Raw genomic sequence first — 16781 nt, forward strand, 5'->3', positions numbered from 1 at the left:
GGACGTTAGCCGCTCATGACGGGTGACTTTCTCAGCTACGCCTATCTGATTGGAATCGTCCTGCTCGCACAGCTGGCGCTGGTTGCGATCATCCTCGCCTACGATCGGCACGGCAATCCGCAGCGCCACGCGGACAATCTGGGCGCCGAAGTGACGCATAACGCCCGCCTCGCGCTCGCCGGCGAGCTGACGGCGTCCATCGCGCACGAGATCGCCCAGCCGCTCAGCGCCATTCTCAACAATGTCGAAACGGCCGAGCTGATTCTCAAGCAATCCGCGGGCCGCGCGGATGCGGAATCGCTCAGCCCGATCCTCGCCGATATCAAACGCGACGATCTGCGGGCCAACGAAGTGGTCAATCGCCTACGCGCCCTGTTGCGTAAGCGCGAGCTGAAGCTCGAGCCCATGGACATCAACGCCCTCGTGAGCAGCGCAGTGATGCTGGTTCGGGCCGATGCCGGCCGGCGACTGGTGCAGCTCCGCGCCGAGCTCGAGCCCGATCTGCCGCCGGTGGCCGCCGATCCGGTTCATATGCAACAGGTGCTGCTGAATCTGCTGGTCAACGGCATGGATGCAATGATCAAGACGCCGCCGCCGGCCCGCTGTCTGTATGTGCGCACCCGCTTGCGCGCCGGCTCGGCGGTGGAAATCACCGTTCGAGACAACGGTCATGGCATCGATCCGGCACACGCCGGTCGTCTGTTCGAATCGTTCTTCACCACCAAGGAAGGCGGCATGGGACTCGGGCTGTCCATTGCCCGCTCGATCGTGCAGGCCCACGGCGGCACGATCTGGGCCGAACGCGCCCGCGGCGGCGGTTCGGTCTTCGCGCTTAGATTGCCGCTACCACAACGCCAACGAATAGCCAGAGTTGGTATCCCCCAGCTGACGAGCCCTGGAGGTTGATATGCAGCTGTACGAGCCACCCGCCTGCGAGCACCGTATTTATATCGTCGACGATGACGACAGTTTCCGCGGCAGTCTCACTCGACTGCTCAGCACCGCGGGAATGTCTCCCGTGCCCTGCCGGAGTGTCGGCGATTACCTATTGGTCGATCATCCCGACTGTCCGAGCTGTATCGTGCTCGACATGCTGATGCCGGGACCGAGCGGGCTGGAATTGCTCGCCTCGCTCGCCAATCAGAGACACGCGCCGCCCGTGATTTTCGTTACGGCGTTCAATGACATTCCCGCCACTGTGCAGGCCATGAAGGCCGGCGCCATGGACTCGCTGACCAAGCCGCTCGATATGGAACGACTGCTGCAATCGTTGCGGGATGCCATCTCGCGCGATGCCCGCAGACGCGCCGAGCGTCGCGAGCTGGAGCAGCTGCAGTCCAGATACTCGGAGCTGACGGCTTGCGAGCGGGACATATATATAGGAGTGGTCCACGGTAAATTGAACAAGCAGATGGCATTGAAGCTCGGCATCTGCGAGCGCTCGATCAAGTCACATCGCTCCAATGTCATGCGCAAGATGCGGGTCTCCTCCGTGGCCGGGCTGGTCAAGACCGCGAAACAACTGGAAATGCTCAGCGGAATCTCCGACGCCAGAACGCTGCGGCAGTAGCGCCCGCGTGCGCAACGCAATCGGGCTTCCGAATGCCAGCGTGCCGCGCCAACGTCATCATCGTCGAGGACGACATGGGCTTGAACCGTGCCGTCGCTCGACTGTTGAACATCGCCGGCTTCCGCTCGCACAGCTTCGATTCGGCCGAAGGCCTGCTCGCCAGCGATTCGGCGACCGGCGCGGATTGTTTTGTTTTCGACATCCATCTGCCCGGCATCACCGGCGTCGAGCTGCACGACAAGCTGGACGCGGCCGGGATTCATCGCCCGGTGATTTTCATCACCGCTCATGACGACCTGCATACGCGACATGCCGCGCGGGCCGGCGCCTCTTATCTCACCAAGCCCTTCACCGGCCAGGCGCTGATTCAAGCCATCGATGCGGCCTTGCTGCCGGGTGGAACCTCGCCCGGCTCCTAACGCTTCGATCTAAGTCATCGAGTGGAGCAGGATCATGAGCATTTTTTCACGCATCAAAGACGCAATCTTCGGCGCCAATGCCAAGGCCGCACCGGCACCGTCACCGTCACCTTCGCCGGCACCGAAGCCGACAGCGACGGCGGCACCCAAACCAGCGCCCGCCCCCACGCCGGCGAGTCCACCGCCCACGGCAGGGCCTGTCGACGTTGAAGCCGTGCTGCAGCAAATGGCGGCGAACCAGAAACAGCCGTCGAACTGGCGCACCTCCATCGTCGATCTGATGAAACTGGTCGGGCTCGACTCCAGCCTGGAAAATCGTAAGGAGTTGGCTCGCGAGCTTGGCTACAAAGGCGACACCAACGATTCCGCGACGATGAATATCTGGTTGCACAAACAAGTCATGAATCAATTGGCCGCACACGGCGGCAAGGTTCCGGCCGAGCTCAAAGACTGAGACTCGCTGCCCGATACAAAATATTTCTTTGGCCGGTCGCCCCCGCTGGAACTCGAGCGCGCCGCGTTTCGTTCGTGCCTAGCGAACGGAACATGACATCACTCCAGGGGGGCGGCATATGCGCACAGCGAAGTGTCGATCGGGGTTCGTGTGTCTTCTGGTCGGCGCGGCGCTGGCCTACTATTCCGCCAAACTGCCAGCCGCACCGGCGGTGTTGCTGGAAAAAGCAAAGTTGGTTCCCTCAGACGGTGCCTCCGAAGGCGGCTTCGGTCGCTCGATTGCAATCAACGGCACCGTCGCAGTCGTCACGGCGAACGAACAGCAAGCCACCCTGGGCTCGGGACCGGACCGACCGAGCGCTGCGTATGTTTTCGAACGTCAAGCGACTGGCGCCTGGATACAAACCGCCAAGCTGTCCTCCGGAAACGCGGGCGATTTATATGGAATCGACGTGGCCGTCGACGGCAACGTCATCGTCGTCGGTGCCGTGTTCTCCGGTCTCAGCTACGTGTACGAAAAAGTCTCAGGCAGCTGGCAACAGACCGCGGTCCTGGGCAGCCAACCGAATGACGGCAACGGTTATTCGGTGGCCATAGAGAACGGCATCATCGCGATCGGTGAAGGCTATTCGTCGCACGGGATGGCGTTGTTTCAACGCCAGACCAGTGGCTGGGTGCAGATCGCCAGCTATGACAGCGGCATCGGCCAGGCCGACGACGAATATTATTCGCCGCGAGTCGATATCTCGCCGAACTTTGCCATTCACGGCAGTTGGGGCTGGGACTCGGATCCACCGGTTCCGTCCACCGCCTATATTTACAAACCCGCGGCCGGCGGCAATTGGGCACAAGCCACGGTCACCGCGCTGACCCAGCCCAATGGGCCGGCGTCGCCGAACGGTTGGTCTCGAAACGTGATGATCACCGCCAACACCGCATTGATCAGCGGCGACGTGTTCCGCTTCGAGAACAACCAATGGCATTTCGAAGCCAGCGTGCCGGGCGCCACCGCGCTCGATGATGACAGTGTGACGCTGCTGGGTTTTGCCGGCCCCTATCGTTACACCCAGCTTCATCGACGCACCACTGCGCAAGATGCCTGGCCGACGCGCGCCGAATTGGCGGCAAGCGACGAAGCGCCGATCACATCGGCCAGCACCGATGCCGGTCGCACGTTGCTCGCCTCCTATGGGCGTCCCTCGGCCTATGTATACGATGTGCCGTCGAATCTGGATCGTAACGAGCTCGTGCAAGATGATTTTCAGGACGGCGATGCGGCCGGCTGGTCCACGCTGCCGGGAAGTACGTTTGCTGTCGCCGCCAGTGGCGCTTCGCGGTTCTATCGCCAGACGAACACGACAGGAAACGCAGCGGCCCTGTGGCCGGCGCTCTACGGCAGCAACGATCAATCGATTCAGGCCGACATCACACCGCGAGCCTTCGACGGTGCGGATCGTTGGTTCGGCCTGGTGACCCGCTACACCGACGCCGACAACTATTACTACGTGACGGCTCGCTCTGGCGGCGGCATCCAATTGAAACGTATGCAAGGCGGCGCGTTCACCACGTTGGGCTCCGCAGCCCTCCCCGTCGCCATCGGTACCACCCACCGGATTCGCCTCGAGTCGGTGGGCGATCATGTGCGAGTGTTCGTGAACAACCGACCGGTCATCCGGGTCCGCGATGCCGCGCTCAGCGGCGGTCAGCCGGGCCTCATGATGTATCGAACGCAGGCCGACTACGACAACATCGTCGCCAACTCGAACCCGGCGCTCACCGCATTGGTCGATGACTTCGAACTATTGAACTTCGACTTTCAAGCCGTCGCGGGCAGCTGGTCGCGCTTCAATACCGGCACCACCTGGGTGCGTCGTCAGAGCGATGTCACTGGCGGCACGCGTCTGGTCACCGGTGGCTTGGGAACGATGGGCGATCAGATCGTGGCAGCGGACCTGCGCCCGACGCAGTTCTCCGGCACCGATCGCTGGGTCGGCCTGATCGCGCGCTATCGCGACGACTCCAACTATCACTATGTCACGCTTCGTAACAGCGGCTCGCTGGATATCAAAAAACTGGTCAATGGCGCGATCCAGAATCTGGTCACCGTGCCTTTCACCGTCCAGCCGAATGTTTCCTATCGTGTGCGCCTGGAAGTGATCGGGACCCGCGTGCGTGCGTATGTAAACGACACATTGCGGGCCGAGGCCACGGACGCGTCGCTCACCCCGGTTGTATCCAGAGCCGGCGTCGCGACCTACAAGGCGGCGCTCGATTTAGATAATTTCCTCATCTCGCAGCCCTGATCCGCCTGCTTTCGCCGACGGCCCGTGCTAAATAGCATTGGCCGTCGGCAGTATTCAGGGCAGAATCCTCAGCCAGGTCCCGCTACCCGTAAGGAAGGAATCCATGGCTGAGTCTCCCCACGGTTTGGATCGTCGCGATTTTCTGACCGCCGCTCTGGCAAGTGCCGGCGCCCTGGCCATAGGCACGCCCGCGTGGGCCTCCGCCACCGCTCGCTATCCCGCTGTTCGCAAGGCCGCCGAGGCGCAACGCGAAGCCGCCATCAAGCGCATCCAGGACTGGATCGCCCATCCGTCCATCGCCGCCGAAAACCTCAACATGAAGGAAGGCGCCGAGTACATGGCAACGCTGGCCCGCGAGGCCGGCTTCGATTCGGCCACCATCATTCCGACCGACGGCCATCCCGGCGTGTTCGCGACCATGGACAACGGCGCGAAGCGAACGCTTGCGCTGTACTTCATGTACGACGTGAAGCAATTCGATCCGGCCGAGTGGTCGTCACCGCCGCTCGAGGCCCGCATCGTGGACAAGCCGGGCTTCGGGCGCGCCATCGTCGGTCGTGGCGCCGTGAATCAGAAAGGTCCGGAAGCCACCGTGCTCGCCGCGCTTCATGCCATGCGCGCGGCCAAGGTGAAATTGCCGGTCAACCTGGTGCTGGTCGCCGAGGGCGAGGAAGAAATCGGCTCGCCGCATTTCCATCAGGTCGTGCAGAGCCCCAACGTCTTCGCCGCGCTCAAGAAGGCCGAAGGCGTTTTCATTCCGGCCAGCTGGCAGGACATGAATGGCAGCGTCGCGGTCAATCTCGGCTCCAAAGGTGTGGTCGAGCTGGAGCTGATCGCGAGCGGCGAGAAATGGGGTCGCGGGCCGAAGGGCGACATTCACTCGAGCATGAAAGCCATGGTCGACTCGCCGCCCTGGCGCCTGGTCCAGGCGCTCAACACGCTCGTGACACCGGACGGCAATACCGCAGCGATCGAGGGCTGGTTCGAAAACGTCCGCCCGCTCACGGCGCGCGAGAAAGAGTTGATCGCCGAAATCGCCCGCAACGGCGATGAGGCGACTCAGAAGAAGCTGCTGGGCGTGAGCCGCTGGATCGACGATCTGCCCTACCCGAAGGCACTCGAACGGCTGGCCTCGCAACCCACGGTCAACATCGAAGGCCTGGTCTCCGGTTACACCGGCCCGGGCGGCAAGACCGTTCTGCCGGGACGGGCGGTCGCCAAGCTCGACCTGCGGCTCGTGCCGAACCAGACGCGCAAAGAGGCCGTCGAGAAACTACGCGCGCATCTGGATAAGAAAGGTTTCAACGATGTCGAGCTGAAGGTCACCGGCGGCTACGATCCCACCGAAACCGCCGAAGACAGCCGCATCATTCGCGCCGAGCTGGCGACGTACAAGCGCGCCGGCGTGACAGCGACCCTCAATCCGCGATTGGCCGGCTCCTGGCCCGGCGCCGTATTCACCGCCCCGCCGGTGTCACTGCCTGCCGGTCACTTCGGCCTCGGTCACGGCTCCGGCGCCCACGCGCCCGACGAGTACTACGTCGTGGAATCGACCAATCCCAAAGTCGCGGGCATCGTTGACGCGGTCATGGGTTACGTCGACATGTTCTATCAAATTGCCGAAGTGAAATAAGGTCTGATGATCCGCATCTTCCGCTGCAGCGATTACATCGAAGCTCATCTGGTCGAGGGACTGCTCAGAGAGCGCGGCATCGATACATTCCTGCAGGGCGCGATGTTGCAAGGTGGCCTGGGCGAGCTGCCCGCCCTGGGCCACCTGGCGATCATGATCGACGAGGCGGACCGCACCGCTGCGCAGCTCGTCATCGATGCATACGAGCGCGGCGAGCTGAAAATCGACGAATCGCAGGACGAATGAGTCGTCATGAGGTAAGCTGACGGGCCCTGGATCGCGAGCCTTGCGGTCCAACGCCCAACACCAACGCTTTCCTTGCACGCCGCCGCCTCTCTACATCGCCCCATCCTGGGCATCGCGCTGAAACTGGTTTCCGTCGTTCTGTTCGCCGGGATGACGTTGTGCGTGAAGCTGCTCGGGCCGGCCGTTCCCGTCGGACAGACCATCTTCGTACGCGGCGTAGTGTCCATTGCGCTGCTGGCCGCGCTGACCTGGTATACGAACCAGCTGTATCTGCTGAAGACGTCGAACCTGCGATCGCATGCGCTGCGCTCGTTGTCCGGCAGCGTGAGCATGTACTGCCTCTTTAGCGCGGTGACGATGATTCCGCTGGCGGACGTGACCGCGATCTCGTTCACCTCGCCCATGTTCATCACGCTGCTGGCGATGGTGTTCCTGGGCGAAAAGATTCATCGCTTCCGCTGGACCGCGCTGGCGCTCGGATTCATCGGCGTGCTGATCATGCTCGGCCCGCATCTCACATTCGCGGACGGTGCGTCGCTCGGCGTGCTGGTCGCGCTCGGTGCGGCCATGTTCTCGGCCGTGGCGATGATCTTCCTGCGCATGATGAGCGGCGGCGAGCACGCGATCACGATCACGTTCTATTTCTCGCTGACCTTCATGGTGCTGTCCGCGCTGACGGCATTCAGCGGCTGGGTCGTGCCGACGCCGATCCAATGGCTGCTGATCCTGCTGGCCGGGCTGTTCGGCGTCATCGGCCAGATCGTGATGACCTACTCGTATCGTTATGCGCCCGCGTCCACGATCGCGCCGCTCGACTACAGCAACATGATCATGTCCGTGATCCTGGGCTACGTGTTCTTCGCCGAAATCCCCTCCGCCTCGGTGTGGATCGGCGCGCCGCTGGTCGTCGCCGGCGGCTTGATTATCCTGTGGCGCGAATATCAGCTGAAAAAGCGCCCGAGTCCGCCGGCGCCAGAGTCGGCGCCGGAAGCTTAGAAGCTACTTCAGCAGCACCAGCTCTTCCGCCATGGTCGGATGAATCGCGACCACTTCATCGAGCTGTGACTTGCGCAGACCCACCTTCACCGCGACCGCGAGGACCTGCAGAATTTCTGGCGCGTCCGGGCCGATCATGTGAGCGCCGACGACCTTCTCGGTCGCCTCATCCACGACGATTTTGTACAACGCGCGCTCATTGCGCCCTGCGAGCACGTTCTTCATCGGCCGGAAGTCCGCGGTGTAAACCTTGACGTTGCCGAGCTGATTGCGCGCCTCACCTTCGGTCAAGCCCACACCGGCCAGCGGCGGATGGCTGAACACCGCCGACGGAATACATTTGTAGTCCACCTTCGTTGGCTTCTTGCCGAACACCGTGTCCGCGAACGCCTGCCCTTCGCGAATCGCCACGGGCGTGAGCTGAACGCGATTGGTCACATCGCCGACGGCATAGATGGACGGACACGTCGAACGACTTTCGTCATCCACACGAACTGCGCCATCCTCATCGACCTCGACACCGGCGCTTTCCAGCCCCAACCCACGCGTGTTCGGGACGCGCCCGGTTGCGAACATCACCGCGTCGAACTCGACCGGTCCGCCGGGCATGTGCACGCTGAGCGCGCCGCTCGGTTCCTTGACGATCTTTTCGATGGGCGAGTTGAACAGGAACTGGATGCCCTTGGTCATCGAGATCTGCAACAGCCGGTCGCGAATCTGCGCGTCATAGCCCCGCAGGATCGCATCCGAGCGATTGACCAATGTGACTTTCACGCCGAACTCGTTGAACACGCCCGCGAACTCGTTGGCAATGTAGCCGCCGCCCGCGATCATCAGGCGCTTGGGCAGTTTCTCGAGATGGAACGCCTCATTGGACGTGATGCCGTGCTCGCAGCCCGGCTGCTTCGGCACATGCGGACGAGCGCCGGTCGCGATGAGAATCACGTCGGACGTGTATTCGCGCTCGCCGACACGCACGCTGTTCGGACCCGTGATGACAGCACGCTCCGGCAGCACCTTCACTTTGTGATTGTCGAGTGTCTGCGTGTACAGGCCGCTGAGTCGTGTGACCTCGGCGAGCACGTTGTCACGCAGCGTCGGCCAATCGAACTTCCTTTCAGGCACGTCCCAGCCAAAGCGGCGCGCATCTTCCAGGTCTTCGGCGAAATGCGCGCCGTACACCAGCAACTTCTTCGGCACGCAGCCGCGAATCACGCACGTGCCGCCGATCCGATATTCCTCGGCGATTGCGACTTTGGCACCGTGGGCCGCAGATACACGCGCCGCGCGCACCCCGCCGGAGCCGGCACCGATCACGAAAAGATTGAAATCACGCTGAGTAGCCATGGATGGAAATCTATCTGAGCTTTCGTGTCACCACGATATCGACCGACTGGGATTGCGGGTCGAACATGATCTGCGCCTCGCCGCGCTCGAGCTGATGCAGGACGTGCGTGAGCTTTTCATCGAGCGTGAACTCGCGCTCGCCGTACTCCGTGCCCTCGCGCAGCACGAACGACTCGATGACACCTCGAAGCGCATCGGCCGACAGCTCGGTGTGCGGCACCGGCACAGGCGTGAGATCTTCGTCGTCGGCATTCATGGTCGAGGGATCGAACGGCATGCCCGACGATAGCACAGCTGAAGCCCTAGCGGCCTCGCGCCAGGCAGCGGTCGTAGCGCTCATCGACGCGCTTGGCGAACCATTCAGTGGTGAGTTTGCGTGTGATCTTGGGACTTTCCAGTCGGATGTTGGGCAGCACCGCACGCGGCACTTGAGTCTTCAGGCGCTTGTCCGCCAGGGCGAACACTCGCTTGAAAAGCTTACTGTCCTCGAACGCCTGCTCGGCGCCCAGCTCCAGATCGTGCCGGATCGCACGATTATCCAGATCGAGATCGCCGGCCAGGCTGCGAATGGCCAATTCGGTATTGCTCGGATCGCTGGTGCCATGAATCAACAGATCACCATCCAGCGCGAGCTTGGTCTTGGACAATTTGCTCACCGCATTTTGAAAAGCAGCGTTGCGGCTGGCGTAATGACCGGCGTTGTAATCGGCGAAACGAAACAACGGATCGGTGTAATTCACCGGATAGTCGAGCAGATGCGCGATGCCGAAGTACATGCCGCCGCGCCGAGTGAATACCTCGTCGCGAACGCTGCCCGGCATCGGATAGGGATAACGCTTCTCGCGCGCGTGCTCTTCGGCGAACTCGATGCTCACTTGCATCGGCCCGGCGGTGTGCACCGGATTCAAGTTGCCGAACAAACGTTCGCCGAGCGGCACCATGCCGATGAAGTCGCCGAAGATATCGCTCAACTCCTGCTCGGTCTGGACCTTCTCGAGTCGCTCGCGATACGTCTTGCCGGTCGGCGACTCCACGCCCAGCGCGGCATCGACCAGGAACTTTGGAATTTTGTAGCGCGTGGCTCTCGCGTCGATCTCACGACGCGCAATGTCCGGCAGGCCGGGCACCGCCGGGCTGGCTTGAAACGTCGACTCCTGCTCGGTCACAGCGATCACGGAACAGATGTTCTCCGGCGTCGGCCGGATCGACAGCGCCTCGAACGCGGCAAAGATATCGACCGCCCAGACCTCGCGATTCTTGACCGTCGGGGAGATGCGCTTGACGATTTCCGCCCGCGCCACGTCCGGATCGACGGCCGGCTCGCGCATCACTGGCGTCGAACAGCTGGAAATGAAGGCGATACAGAGAAGCGTCGCCACCCTGCGGATCAGGAACGGACGTTCAGCGCCAAGGCGCGGGCGAGCCATCATGAGGGTGAGTTGGCCGCTCGCAGCTTCGCCCAGGCCAGCCGCGCCGGGCGGTCCAGCTTCTTCAACGCCGCCTCCGCCTTCATTGCTTCGGACTTGGTGGCGAAGGACTCCGACCCCAGCACACAAACCGGCGGATTCGACCGGGTGAATTTCGCCCCCTTGCCGCGACTATGGACTTCGAAGCGGGCAGCGACGTCGGTCGCGATCCCCGCATAGGTCCGGCCATCCCGGCACGCCAGCAAATAAACCCACCAGCAGTCAGTCATAGGTAGCGATTATCGCTGCTACCCGCGTTCGGGCAAAGGGGTGCCTGGCCAATCGAAAGATGGGGCATCATAACGTCATGACATACACCCTCTACTACTCTCCTGGCGCCGCCAGCCTGGCGGTTCATTGGATGCTGATCGAGCTCGGCATTCCGTTCGAAGCGAAGCTGGTCAGCATCGACGCTGGCGCCCAGAAATCGCCGGAATATCTGCGGTTGAATCCCACGGGTCGCATTCCAGCGATGACGATCGATGGCAAGCCGCATGGCGAGTCGGCCGCCCTGCTGATGTTGCTGGCCGAGCGTCATCCGGAAAAGGGATTTGCCCCGTCGCCCGGATCGGCCGGACGTGCCGATTACATCGAGATGATGATCTTCCTGGCGAACACACTCTTACCCGCCATGCGCGATTGGTTCTACGCCGATACCGATGGCGATCCCGCGGGGGCCGAGGCAGTGAAGGCGCTGGCGCGTCGTCGAATCGAAGCCGCTTGGGATCGTCTCGATGCGCACATGGCCGACGGTCGCACGCATCTGTTGGGCCAGGAGCTCGGTGCGGCCGACTTCCTGGCGACCATGCTCATGCGCTGGTCGCGAAACATGCCGCGCCCGGCGACCGCCTGGAAGAACCTCACGCCGTACATCCATCGCATGCGCGCCCGACCTGCATTTATCGAGGTCAACGCGCGCGAAGGCCTGTCGGACTGGCAAAACTAGCGCGCCCTGTCCGCCATCCGGCTAAGGCAATGTCGTAGAGCAAATCGCACACCTCGCCGTAGGGGTCGTTGGTCCATACGGCGATATTTGCTGCACGCACGCCGCTCGTATCCTCGTTCGCAGTTCTCGATCGCCACCGAACTCGCCGAGGAATACGCAATGCAGACGCCGATTGCCATCGCCGCCACCGTGCAGAAGTCCCCCGACTGGGTGAAATACGCTGCCAAAGCGACCTTTCTGGCCCTGTTCATCAAGGGCGCGGTATGGGCAGGTGCGTCGTGGCTGGCGCTGCGGGGCTTTGGCGCTCTGTAACCCGGCCTTACGAGGTCGATCGCTAGGGATACCACCGCGACAGGGTGAAACGCGCGCCTCGGGCGAGGTACGCAGGGATGACCGAGTTGTGCGTCTCGCCGGCGAACTCCACCAGTTCGACAGCCACCTTGTGCTGGTCTCGCAGCGTTGTAGTCAGACGACGCGCGTTGCCGACCATATCGGCGAACTGGGCCAGATCCGGCTCGAGCGGCACCTTCATCATCTCCAGCAGCCGCCGCTCTTCCGGATTCGTTCGATCCTCCAGCCCGCCGACAGTAATCAACAGACGCGGCTCAACGTCACCCTTCTGAAGCGCCGCCTGAAAGCGGGGCAGCTCGCGAAGAAGCACTTTGTCCGACCACCAGATCGAAGGACTCCCCGCGATGTAAGTGTCGAAACTCTGCGGCCGCGTGAACATCACATACAACGTGAACAGGCCGCCCAGCGAATGACCGAATAGCGCCTGTCGATGCGGATCGATGGAGACCTCCGCCGCCACCGCCTTACGCACATCGCCCAGCAGAAAGCTGGCGAACTCCTCAGCTCCGCCGACCGCGCCCCACCCGCCGGGAAGGATCTTCGGCAACTTCGCCGGGTCCGTCCCCGGCGGGGTCATGTCGAAACCGCGATTGCTCCCCTCGGCCTCGCTCGCATAGCCGACGCCCACAACCACCGTGGGCCCAAACATCCACTCATGATTGCGCGCCGTCTCCGTCAACGTCGCGAACGACGTCCTCGGGTCCAGGACATACATCACCGGGTAGCCACCGGCCGGCGCGGGTTGCGCCGGCAGGGCCACAGTCACTTCGAACGTCCGGCCCGCCGGGGTGCGGAACGTCCACTGTTTGGAATGTTCCATGGCATAGGGCCGCACGCGGCTTTGGGTCGGTTCGACCGGCTGCGGGTTGCTATCGGCGTTCGCCGTTGCCACCGCCATCGAAGCGGCGAGACAAATGCCCAATCTTTTCCAGATGCTCAGCACCGGTCGTCCTCGGTTGAAATTGTTGAACGTCTTAACGAACGCGGACCGCAAAACCCCCAGTCGACTCGGTAATTGTCACCCGCCGCGGCGTGAACGTTTCGATGATCAGCGCATTCGACTTGAGGTGTTCGGAGACCGTCATGGTCGTGAACGACCCGCCGTGTCCAAGTGCCATTGGTAACAACAACTGATCCGCCAGGTGCTCGCCCACGGCCGCGCTGGCCGCGATGTACTCGCGCGCCTCATCGATTGCGCTGGAAGCAACCTCCTCCGCACGCACGCCCCGCTCGCCAAACCCCGTGAACACTTCGGTCACGTTCGCATGCTCCACTGTGATCGTCACCGCGTTCCCCGGCCCCATGTCGTTCGACAGGCCGCGCAAGATCAACTGATCCTGCGACCAGTTCAAACGCTTGCCAATCACTTCCAGCTCGCGCTGAGCGATATGAACCGGCAAGGCCGCGACATACGCCTCCGCGTAGCCGCGCACTCGCTCGCCACGCTCGACCAGCGTCAACGCGGACAACTCAGACGGCGTGATCCTGGCGACAATCTCACCGCCACCGCGCGGATAGAAACCATATCGTCGCAGCTCCAGCTCCACCGTCGCGCCCATCCGCGCAATCAGCGGTAGAAACGCCCGCTGCAGAAAGTCGAACGGCGGCGACCCGCGGTTGTGAGTACCACCTGAGATGCGAACCACGCTCGGCTCCGCAGCCGTCAACAAAGGCGGCAACACCGTCTGCAAGACGAGTGTCGAGCTGCCGGCGGTGCCAATCGCAAACGAATAGTTGCCTCCCTTCAACCGTCCCGGCTTGAAGGTCAACTCACGGCTGCCGATCTCGGCGCCGGTCAGATCGCCATCGCAAATCTCCGCCGCCGCTTTGACCGCAGTCAGATGCTGGCGCAACAGCCCCGGCTTATCGCGATTGGCGCGAATGTTGGTAATCCGAAACGCTTGCTGCGTGCAAATAGACAGCGAAAGCGACGAGCGCAGAATCTGCCCGCCGCCTTCGCCTTGAGAGCCATCGATCTCGATCATCTTCATCCCTTGACGCACACGACCTGCTTCAATGTATGGACCACTTCGACCAGGTCGCGCTGTGCGTGCATAACCGCGTCGATATCCTTATAGGCAGCCGGAGTCTCGTCGATCACATCCACGTCCTTTCGACACTCCACTCCTGCTGTTGCCGCACGGTGATCGTCCACCGTGAAGCGCTTCCGGGCTTCGGTACGCGACATCGTCCGTCCGGCACCGTGGCTGCAGCTATGGAAGCTGTCCTCGTTGCCGAGGCCGCGCACGATGTACGAACGAGCCCCCATGCTGCCCGGAATGATGCCGAGCTCGCCCTTTCGAGCGCTCACGGCTCCCTTTCGGGTCACGAGAATATCCTTACCGAAGTGGTGCTCCCGATTCACATAGTTGTGATGACAGTTCACCGCCTCGATATGACTTTCGAACGGCTTCGGAATGACCCGGCGCACCGCCTCGATCACATTCTGCATCATCACCTCCCGGTTCAAGCGCGCGAAGTGCTGCGCCCACTCCACCGCCTCGACGTAGTCGTCGAAGTGCTGCGTGCCTTCAGGGAAGTACGCGAGGTCCCGATCCGGCAGATTGATCATCCATTGCTCCATGTCCTTCCGAGCCAGCTCGATAAAGAACGAACCGATGGCGTTACCGACACCGCGCGATCCGCTATGAAGCATGAACCACACCGCCTGCTCCTCGTCGAGACAAACCTCGACGAAATGGTTGCCGGTACCGAGCGTTCCAAGGTGCGCACGGTTGTTCGTGTTCTTCAAGCGCGGATACTTATCCGTGATCCGCTTGAAGCCCTCGTCCAGCTTGGACCAGGCAACATCCACTGCGTCGGGAGGCTCATCGCCCCACGCACCCTTGTCTCGCCGGCCGGGCGAACGCCCGTGAGGCACCGCTCGCTCGATCGCCGAGCGCACGCCGCTCAAGTTATCCGGAAGGTCGGATGCGTTCAGCGTGGTCTTGGCCGCGATCATGCCGCAACCGATGTCCACACCGACCGCCGCGGGAATCACCGCCTGCAGCGTCGGAATGACGCTACCGATCGTCGATCCGATGCCGACGTGAACGTCGGGCATCACCGCGATGTGCTGAAAAATAAACGGCATCCGCGCCGTCTTCTGCAGCTGCTTTTTCGCATCGTCCTCGACCGGCACGCCCCGCGTCCACATTTTCACATGCGCGCCGCCCTCGACGTGCATGGTCTCGTGAGTCTTCTCGTTCATGTCCTTTACTCCGATGATCGATGCGCCCGGGACCAGAATTGTCGGTGACTTGTATCAACACGATGTAGTCACAAACGCATTCCCGGGCGCACCAAACTCAAATCAAAACCTCTTCAATCTTTGCTGTCCAATGACCCGCCGACAACTTGCCGGCGGCGAACGCGTTCACCACGTTGAACACCTCGTCCGAGAAGCCGCCGACGTTCAACACGTCCGCTCGCTCCAGGGCCTGCGACGTTCCATGCGGCTGGATGTCGATACACACCAGCTTCGCCTCGCTGTTGCGCGCCTTGAAAGCAGCCCAGTGACGCATCATCTCGGTCGCACCGGAGTTGCGGGCGTCAGCCCACGACTGGTTGTCCGAAACAAAGATCACCAGGTCCGCCTGCACGTTCCGCGCATTCAACGATCGCAACGGCGCGCTGCAGTTCGTTCCGCCGCCGCCGATTGCCGCGAGCTTCTCGGCGTTGGTCATCACCGAGTCCCGCGTATTCAAAACAATCGAGCGAACGACGTTCTCGAACGGCATCACGATGGCATTCCGATTCGCGCGAACCACCGCCGCCGCCACCAGGCCAGCGACATCGATACATCGCACGGCGCTCGAAGCACCCTTGCGCAATCCAGTCGCCGGCGTCGACATCGAACCCGACACGTCCGGGCACACCACCACCCGACCCGCGAACTTGCCGATGTTCAATAACGCCAGTTCCATCGCATCCTGCAACGCCTCGCGCACTTCGTTCGGAATATCCGGTCCGGCTGCGCGATACGCCGCCAGCAACTGATACGGCAGCACTCGAGCCTTCTCGATAGCTTCCGGATCTCGCAGCTTGTCCGCCACGACCTGCGCCATCCCGTCGATCTCGAACACGCCATGACGGGCAAACGTGTTCAAGTTCATGCGCACCATGTGCCAGTTGCCACGGCGGGCGACCATCGCCCACTCGTCCCGCTTCAAGCCCAGCGCGGTCAGCATCTGGAACGGAACATCCGGAAACGCATGCGACCGGTCGAACTTATACACGACGTACTCCTGCAGCTTCTGCGGCAGGGCTTCCAACGCGTACGGCTTACCCAGCAACCAACCGTAGAACGCTTCACGCACCCGATCGTTCGGCTTCGGATGAACCATCCGCACGATATCGGCCAGCGACGGATCGCTGCCGACCGCCGCCTCGATCAAGCGCCGGTCGTTCGCCGAGCTCAACCACCGCTTAACCAGCTCCTTCGGCGCCGAGCCCAGCGACTTCCGGCCCACCGCACCGCTGCGCAGGATCTGCACGAAGTTACGAAGCATGCGACCGTTATCGACCACTCGATCGAACACACGACGCAAATACTCCGGGCTCTTGGTCGACAACACCGCCAGCAACAGCGCCGGCATGTCCTTCATCGACGCACTCTCACGCGCATACACCGCGGTCTTCGCAATGAACTCCGCATCGAGCTCCTTGCTCAACTCCAGCACCTTGGCGAGCTGATATTCGCCACTCGCGTAGAAGGTGTTGTTGAGGCAGCCGGTCACCGCGTACTGAGCCAGCAGGTGCTTCGGCGAATACTTGTACGCCGGCGCACCTTCCCGGTTCTTATCCACTGCCGCCGGCACGAACGCGCCCTGCATCGTCTGGAAAAGCTGCTTGTTGGCCATGATCCGTTGCTCCCGTTCCAACTCGTTTCTCGCGAACCGCGGCGCCCCCATGGCGCCGCCCGTATCGTTGATTCACTGCTCGCGAGACTAGAGAGCAACCGGTGTGCCAGGCGGCGGGACCAGTCTGTTCCCCCACGCCTAACTCACTGACTTGACGACGTATTTAGCAGATTTCCTGCTCATGACCGT

At 62.3% G+C, this 16781-nt stretch carries 18 protein-coding genes; 10 read left to right on the forward strand and 8 right to left on the reverse strand.

The genetic code is table 11. The features are described from left to right. The first annotated feature begins 15 nt into the window (after positions 1–15). The 8 genes from ACFPN2_RS31315 to ACFPN2_RS31350 all read left to right on the forward strand — a co-directional run bounded on the left by ACFPN2_RS31315 (position 16) and on the right by ACFPN2_RS31350 (position 7620). Positions 16–906, forward strand: a complete 891-nt coding sequence (locus tag ACFPN2_RS31315) for a sensor histidine kinase (RefSeq protein WP_380604070.1) — start codon at positions 16–18, stop codon at positions 904–906. Between the two features lies 1 nt (position 907). Beyond that, positions 908–1570, forward strand: coding sequence for a response regulator transcription factor (locus ACFPN2_RS31320; RefSeq protein WP_380604072.1), 663 nt, complete (start codon positions 908–910; stop codon positions 1568–1570). 32 nt (positions 1571–1602) lie between these two features. Beyond that, entirely contained in the window at positions 1603–1989 is a 387-nt protein-coding gene (locus tag ACFPN2_RS31325) for a response regulator transcription factor (RefSeq protein ID WP_380604074.1), read from the forward strand. Positions 1990–2023: 34 nt separating this feature from the next. Further along, positions 2024–2443: a DUF3597 domain-containing protein gene (locus tag ACFPN2_RS31330; protein WP_380604076.1), complete on the forward strand. Its 420-nt coding sequence runs from the start codon at positions 2024–2026 to the stop codon at positions 2441–2443. A gap of 118 nt (positions 2444–2561) precedes the next feature. Beyond that, entirely contained in the window at positions 2562–4745 is a 2184-nt protein-coding gene (locus ACFPN2_RS31335; protein ID WP_380604078.1) for an FG-GAP repeat protein, read from the forward strand. Positions 4746–4848: 103 nt separating this feature from the next. Then, on the forward strand, positions 4849–6378 hold the full coding sequence (locus ACFPN2_RS31340; protein ID WP_380604080.1) for a M20/M25/M40 family metallo-hydrolase: 1530 nt from the start codon (positions 4849–4851) through the stop codon (positions 6376–6378). 6 nt (positions 6379–6384) lie between these two features. Then, positions 6385–6624: a putative signal transducing protein gene (locus ACFPN2_RS31345; protein WP_380604082.1), complete on the forward strand. Its 240-nt coding sequence runs from the start codon at positions 6385–6387 to the stop codon at positions 6622–6624. Between the two features lie 72 nt (positions 6625–6696). Next, on the forward strand, positions 6697–7620 hold the full coding sequence (locus ACFPN2_RS31350; RefSeq protein WP_380604084.1) for a DMT family transporter: 924 nt from the start codon (positions 6697–6699) through the stop codon (positions 7618–7620). A gap of 3 nt (positions 7621–7623) precedes the next feature. Here the strand turns inward: ACFPN2_RS31350 and gorA are convergent, their stop codons facing one another. Genes gorA through ACFPN2_RS31370 form a run of 4 tightly spaced genes read right to left on the reverse strand, consistent with a single transcriptional unit; the run spans position 7624 to position 10663 of the window. Continuing rightward, the gene (gene gorA / locus ACFPN2_RS31355) at positions 7624–8967 is read right to left on the reverse strand and encodes a glutathione-disulfide reductase (RefSeq protein WP_380604086.1); all 1344 of its coding nucleotides are present in this window, start codon (positions 8965–8967) and stop codon (positions 7624–7626) included. Between the two features lie 10 nt (positions 8968–8977). Continuing rightward, entirely contained in the window at positions 8978–9244 is a 267-nt protein-coding gene (locus ACFPN2_RS31360) for a YheU family protein (protein ID WP_380604088.1), read from the reverse strand. 25 nt (positions 9245–9269) lie between these two features. Continuing rightward, positions 9270–10394, reverse strand: coding sequence for a DUF1615 domain-containing protein (locus ACFPN2_RS31365; RefSeq protein WP_380606703.1), 1125 nt, complete (start codon positions 10392–10394; stop codon positions 9270–9272). Further along, entirely contained in the window at positions 10394–10663 is a 270-nt protein-coding gene (locus ACFPN2_RS31370; RefSeq protein WP_380604089.1) for a GIY-YIG nuclease family protein, read from the reverse strand. The genes ACFPN2_RS31365 and ACFPN2_RS31370 overlap by 1 nt, the downstream gene beginning before the upstream one ends. A 77-nt stretch (positions 10664–10740) precedes the next feature. Between ACFPN2_RS31370 and ACFPN2_RS31375 the strand changes: the two genes are divergently transcribed. Next, positions 10741–11379 carry a glutathione S-transferase family protein gene (locus ACFPN2_RS31375; protein WP_380604091.1) on the forward strand — a complete coding sequence of 213 codons (639 nt, stop codon included), beginning with the start codon at positions 10741–10743 and terminating at the stop codon, positions 11377–11379. A 159-nt stretch (positions 11380–11538) separates the two neighbouring features. Then, positions 11539–11691 (forward strand): hypothetical protein, encoded by a 153-nt coding sequence (locus ACFPN2_RS31380; protein ID WP_380604093.1) that lies wholly within the window; start codon positions 11539–11541, stop codon positions 11689–11691. Positions 11692–11713: 22 nt separating this feature from the next. On the opposite strand, the gene ACFPN2_RS31385 is transcribed toward ACFPN2_RS31380, so the two are convergent. From ACFPN2_RS31385 to ACFPN2_RS31400, 4 genes are all read right to left on the reverse strand, one after another. After that, a complete protein-coding gene (locus tag ACFPN2_RS31385) occupies positions 11714–12673 on the reverse strand; it encodes an alpha/beta hydrolase (protein ID WP_380604095.1) in 960 nt (319 codons plus the stop codon). Between the two features lie 31 nt (positions 12674–12704). After that, the gene (gene rtcA / locus ACFPN2_RS31390; RefSeq protein ID WP_380604097.1) at positions 12705–13715 is read right to left on the reverse strand and encodes an RNA 3'-terminal phosphate cyclase; all 1011 of its coding nucleotides are present in this window, start codon (positions 13713–13715) and stop codon (positions 12705–12707) included. A gap of 2 nt (positions 13716–13717) precedes the next feature. Next, positions 13718–14941 (reverse strand): RtcB family protein, encoded by a 1224-nt coding sequence (locus ACFPN2_RS31395; RefSeq protein ID WP_380604099.1) that lies wholly within the window; start codon positions 14939–14941, stop codon positions 13718–13720. A 97-nt stretch (positions 14942–15038) separates the two neighbouring features. After that, on the reverse strand, positions 15039–16592 hold the full coding sequence (locus tag ACFPN2_RS31400) for an RNA-binding protein (protein WP_380604101.1): 1554 nt from the start codon (positions 16590–16592) through the stop codon (positions 15039–15041). Positions 16593–16781: the final 189 nt, after the last annotated feature.

This window comes from Steroidobacter flavus, assembly GCF_042651805.1.
Lineage (GTDB): Bacteria > Pseudomonadota > Gammaproteobacteria > Steroidobacterales > Steroidobacteraceae > Steroidobacter > Steroidobacter flavus.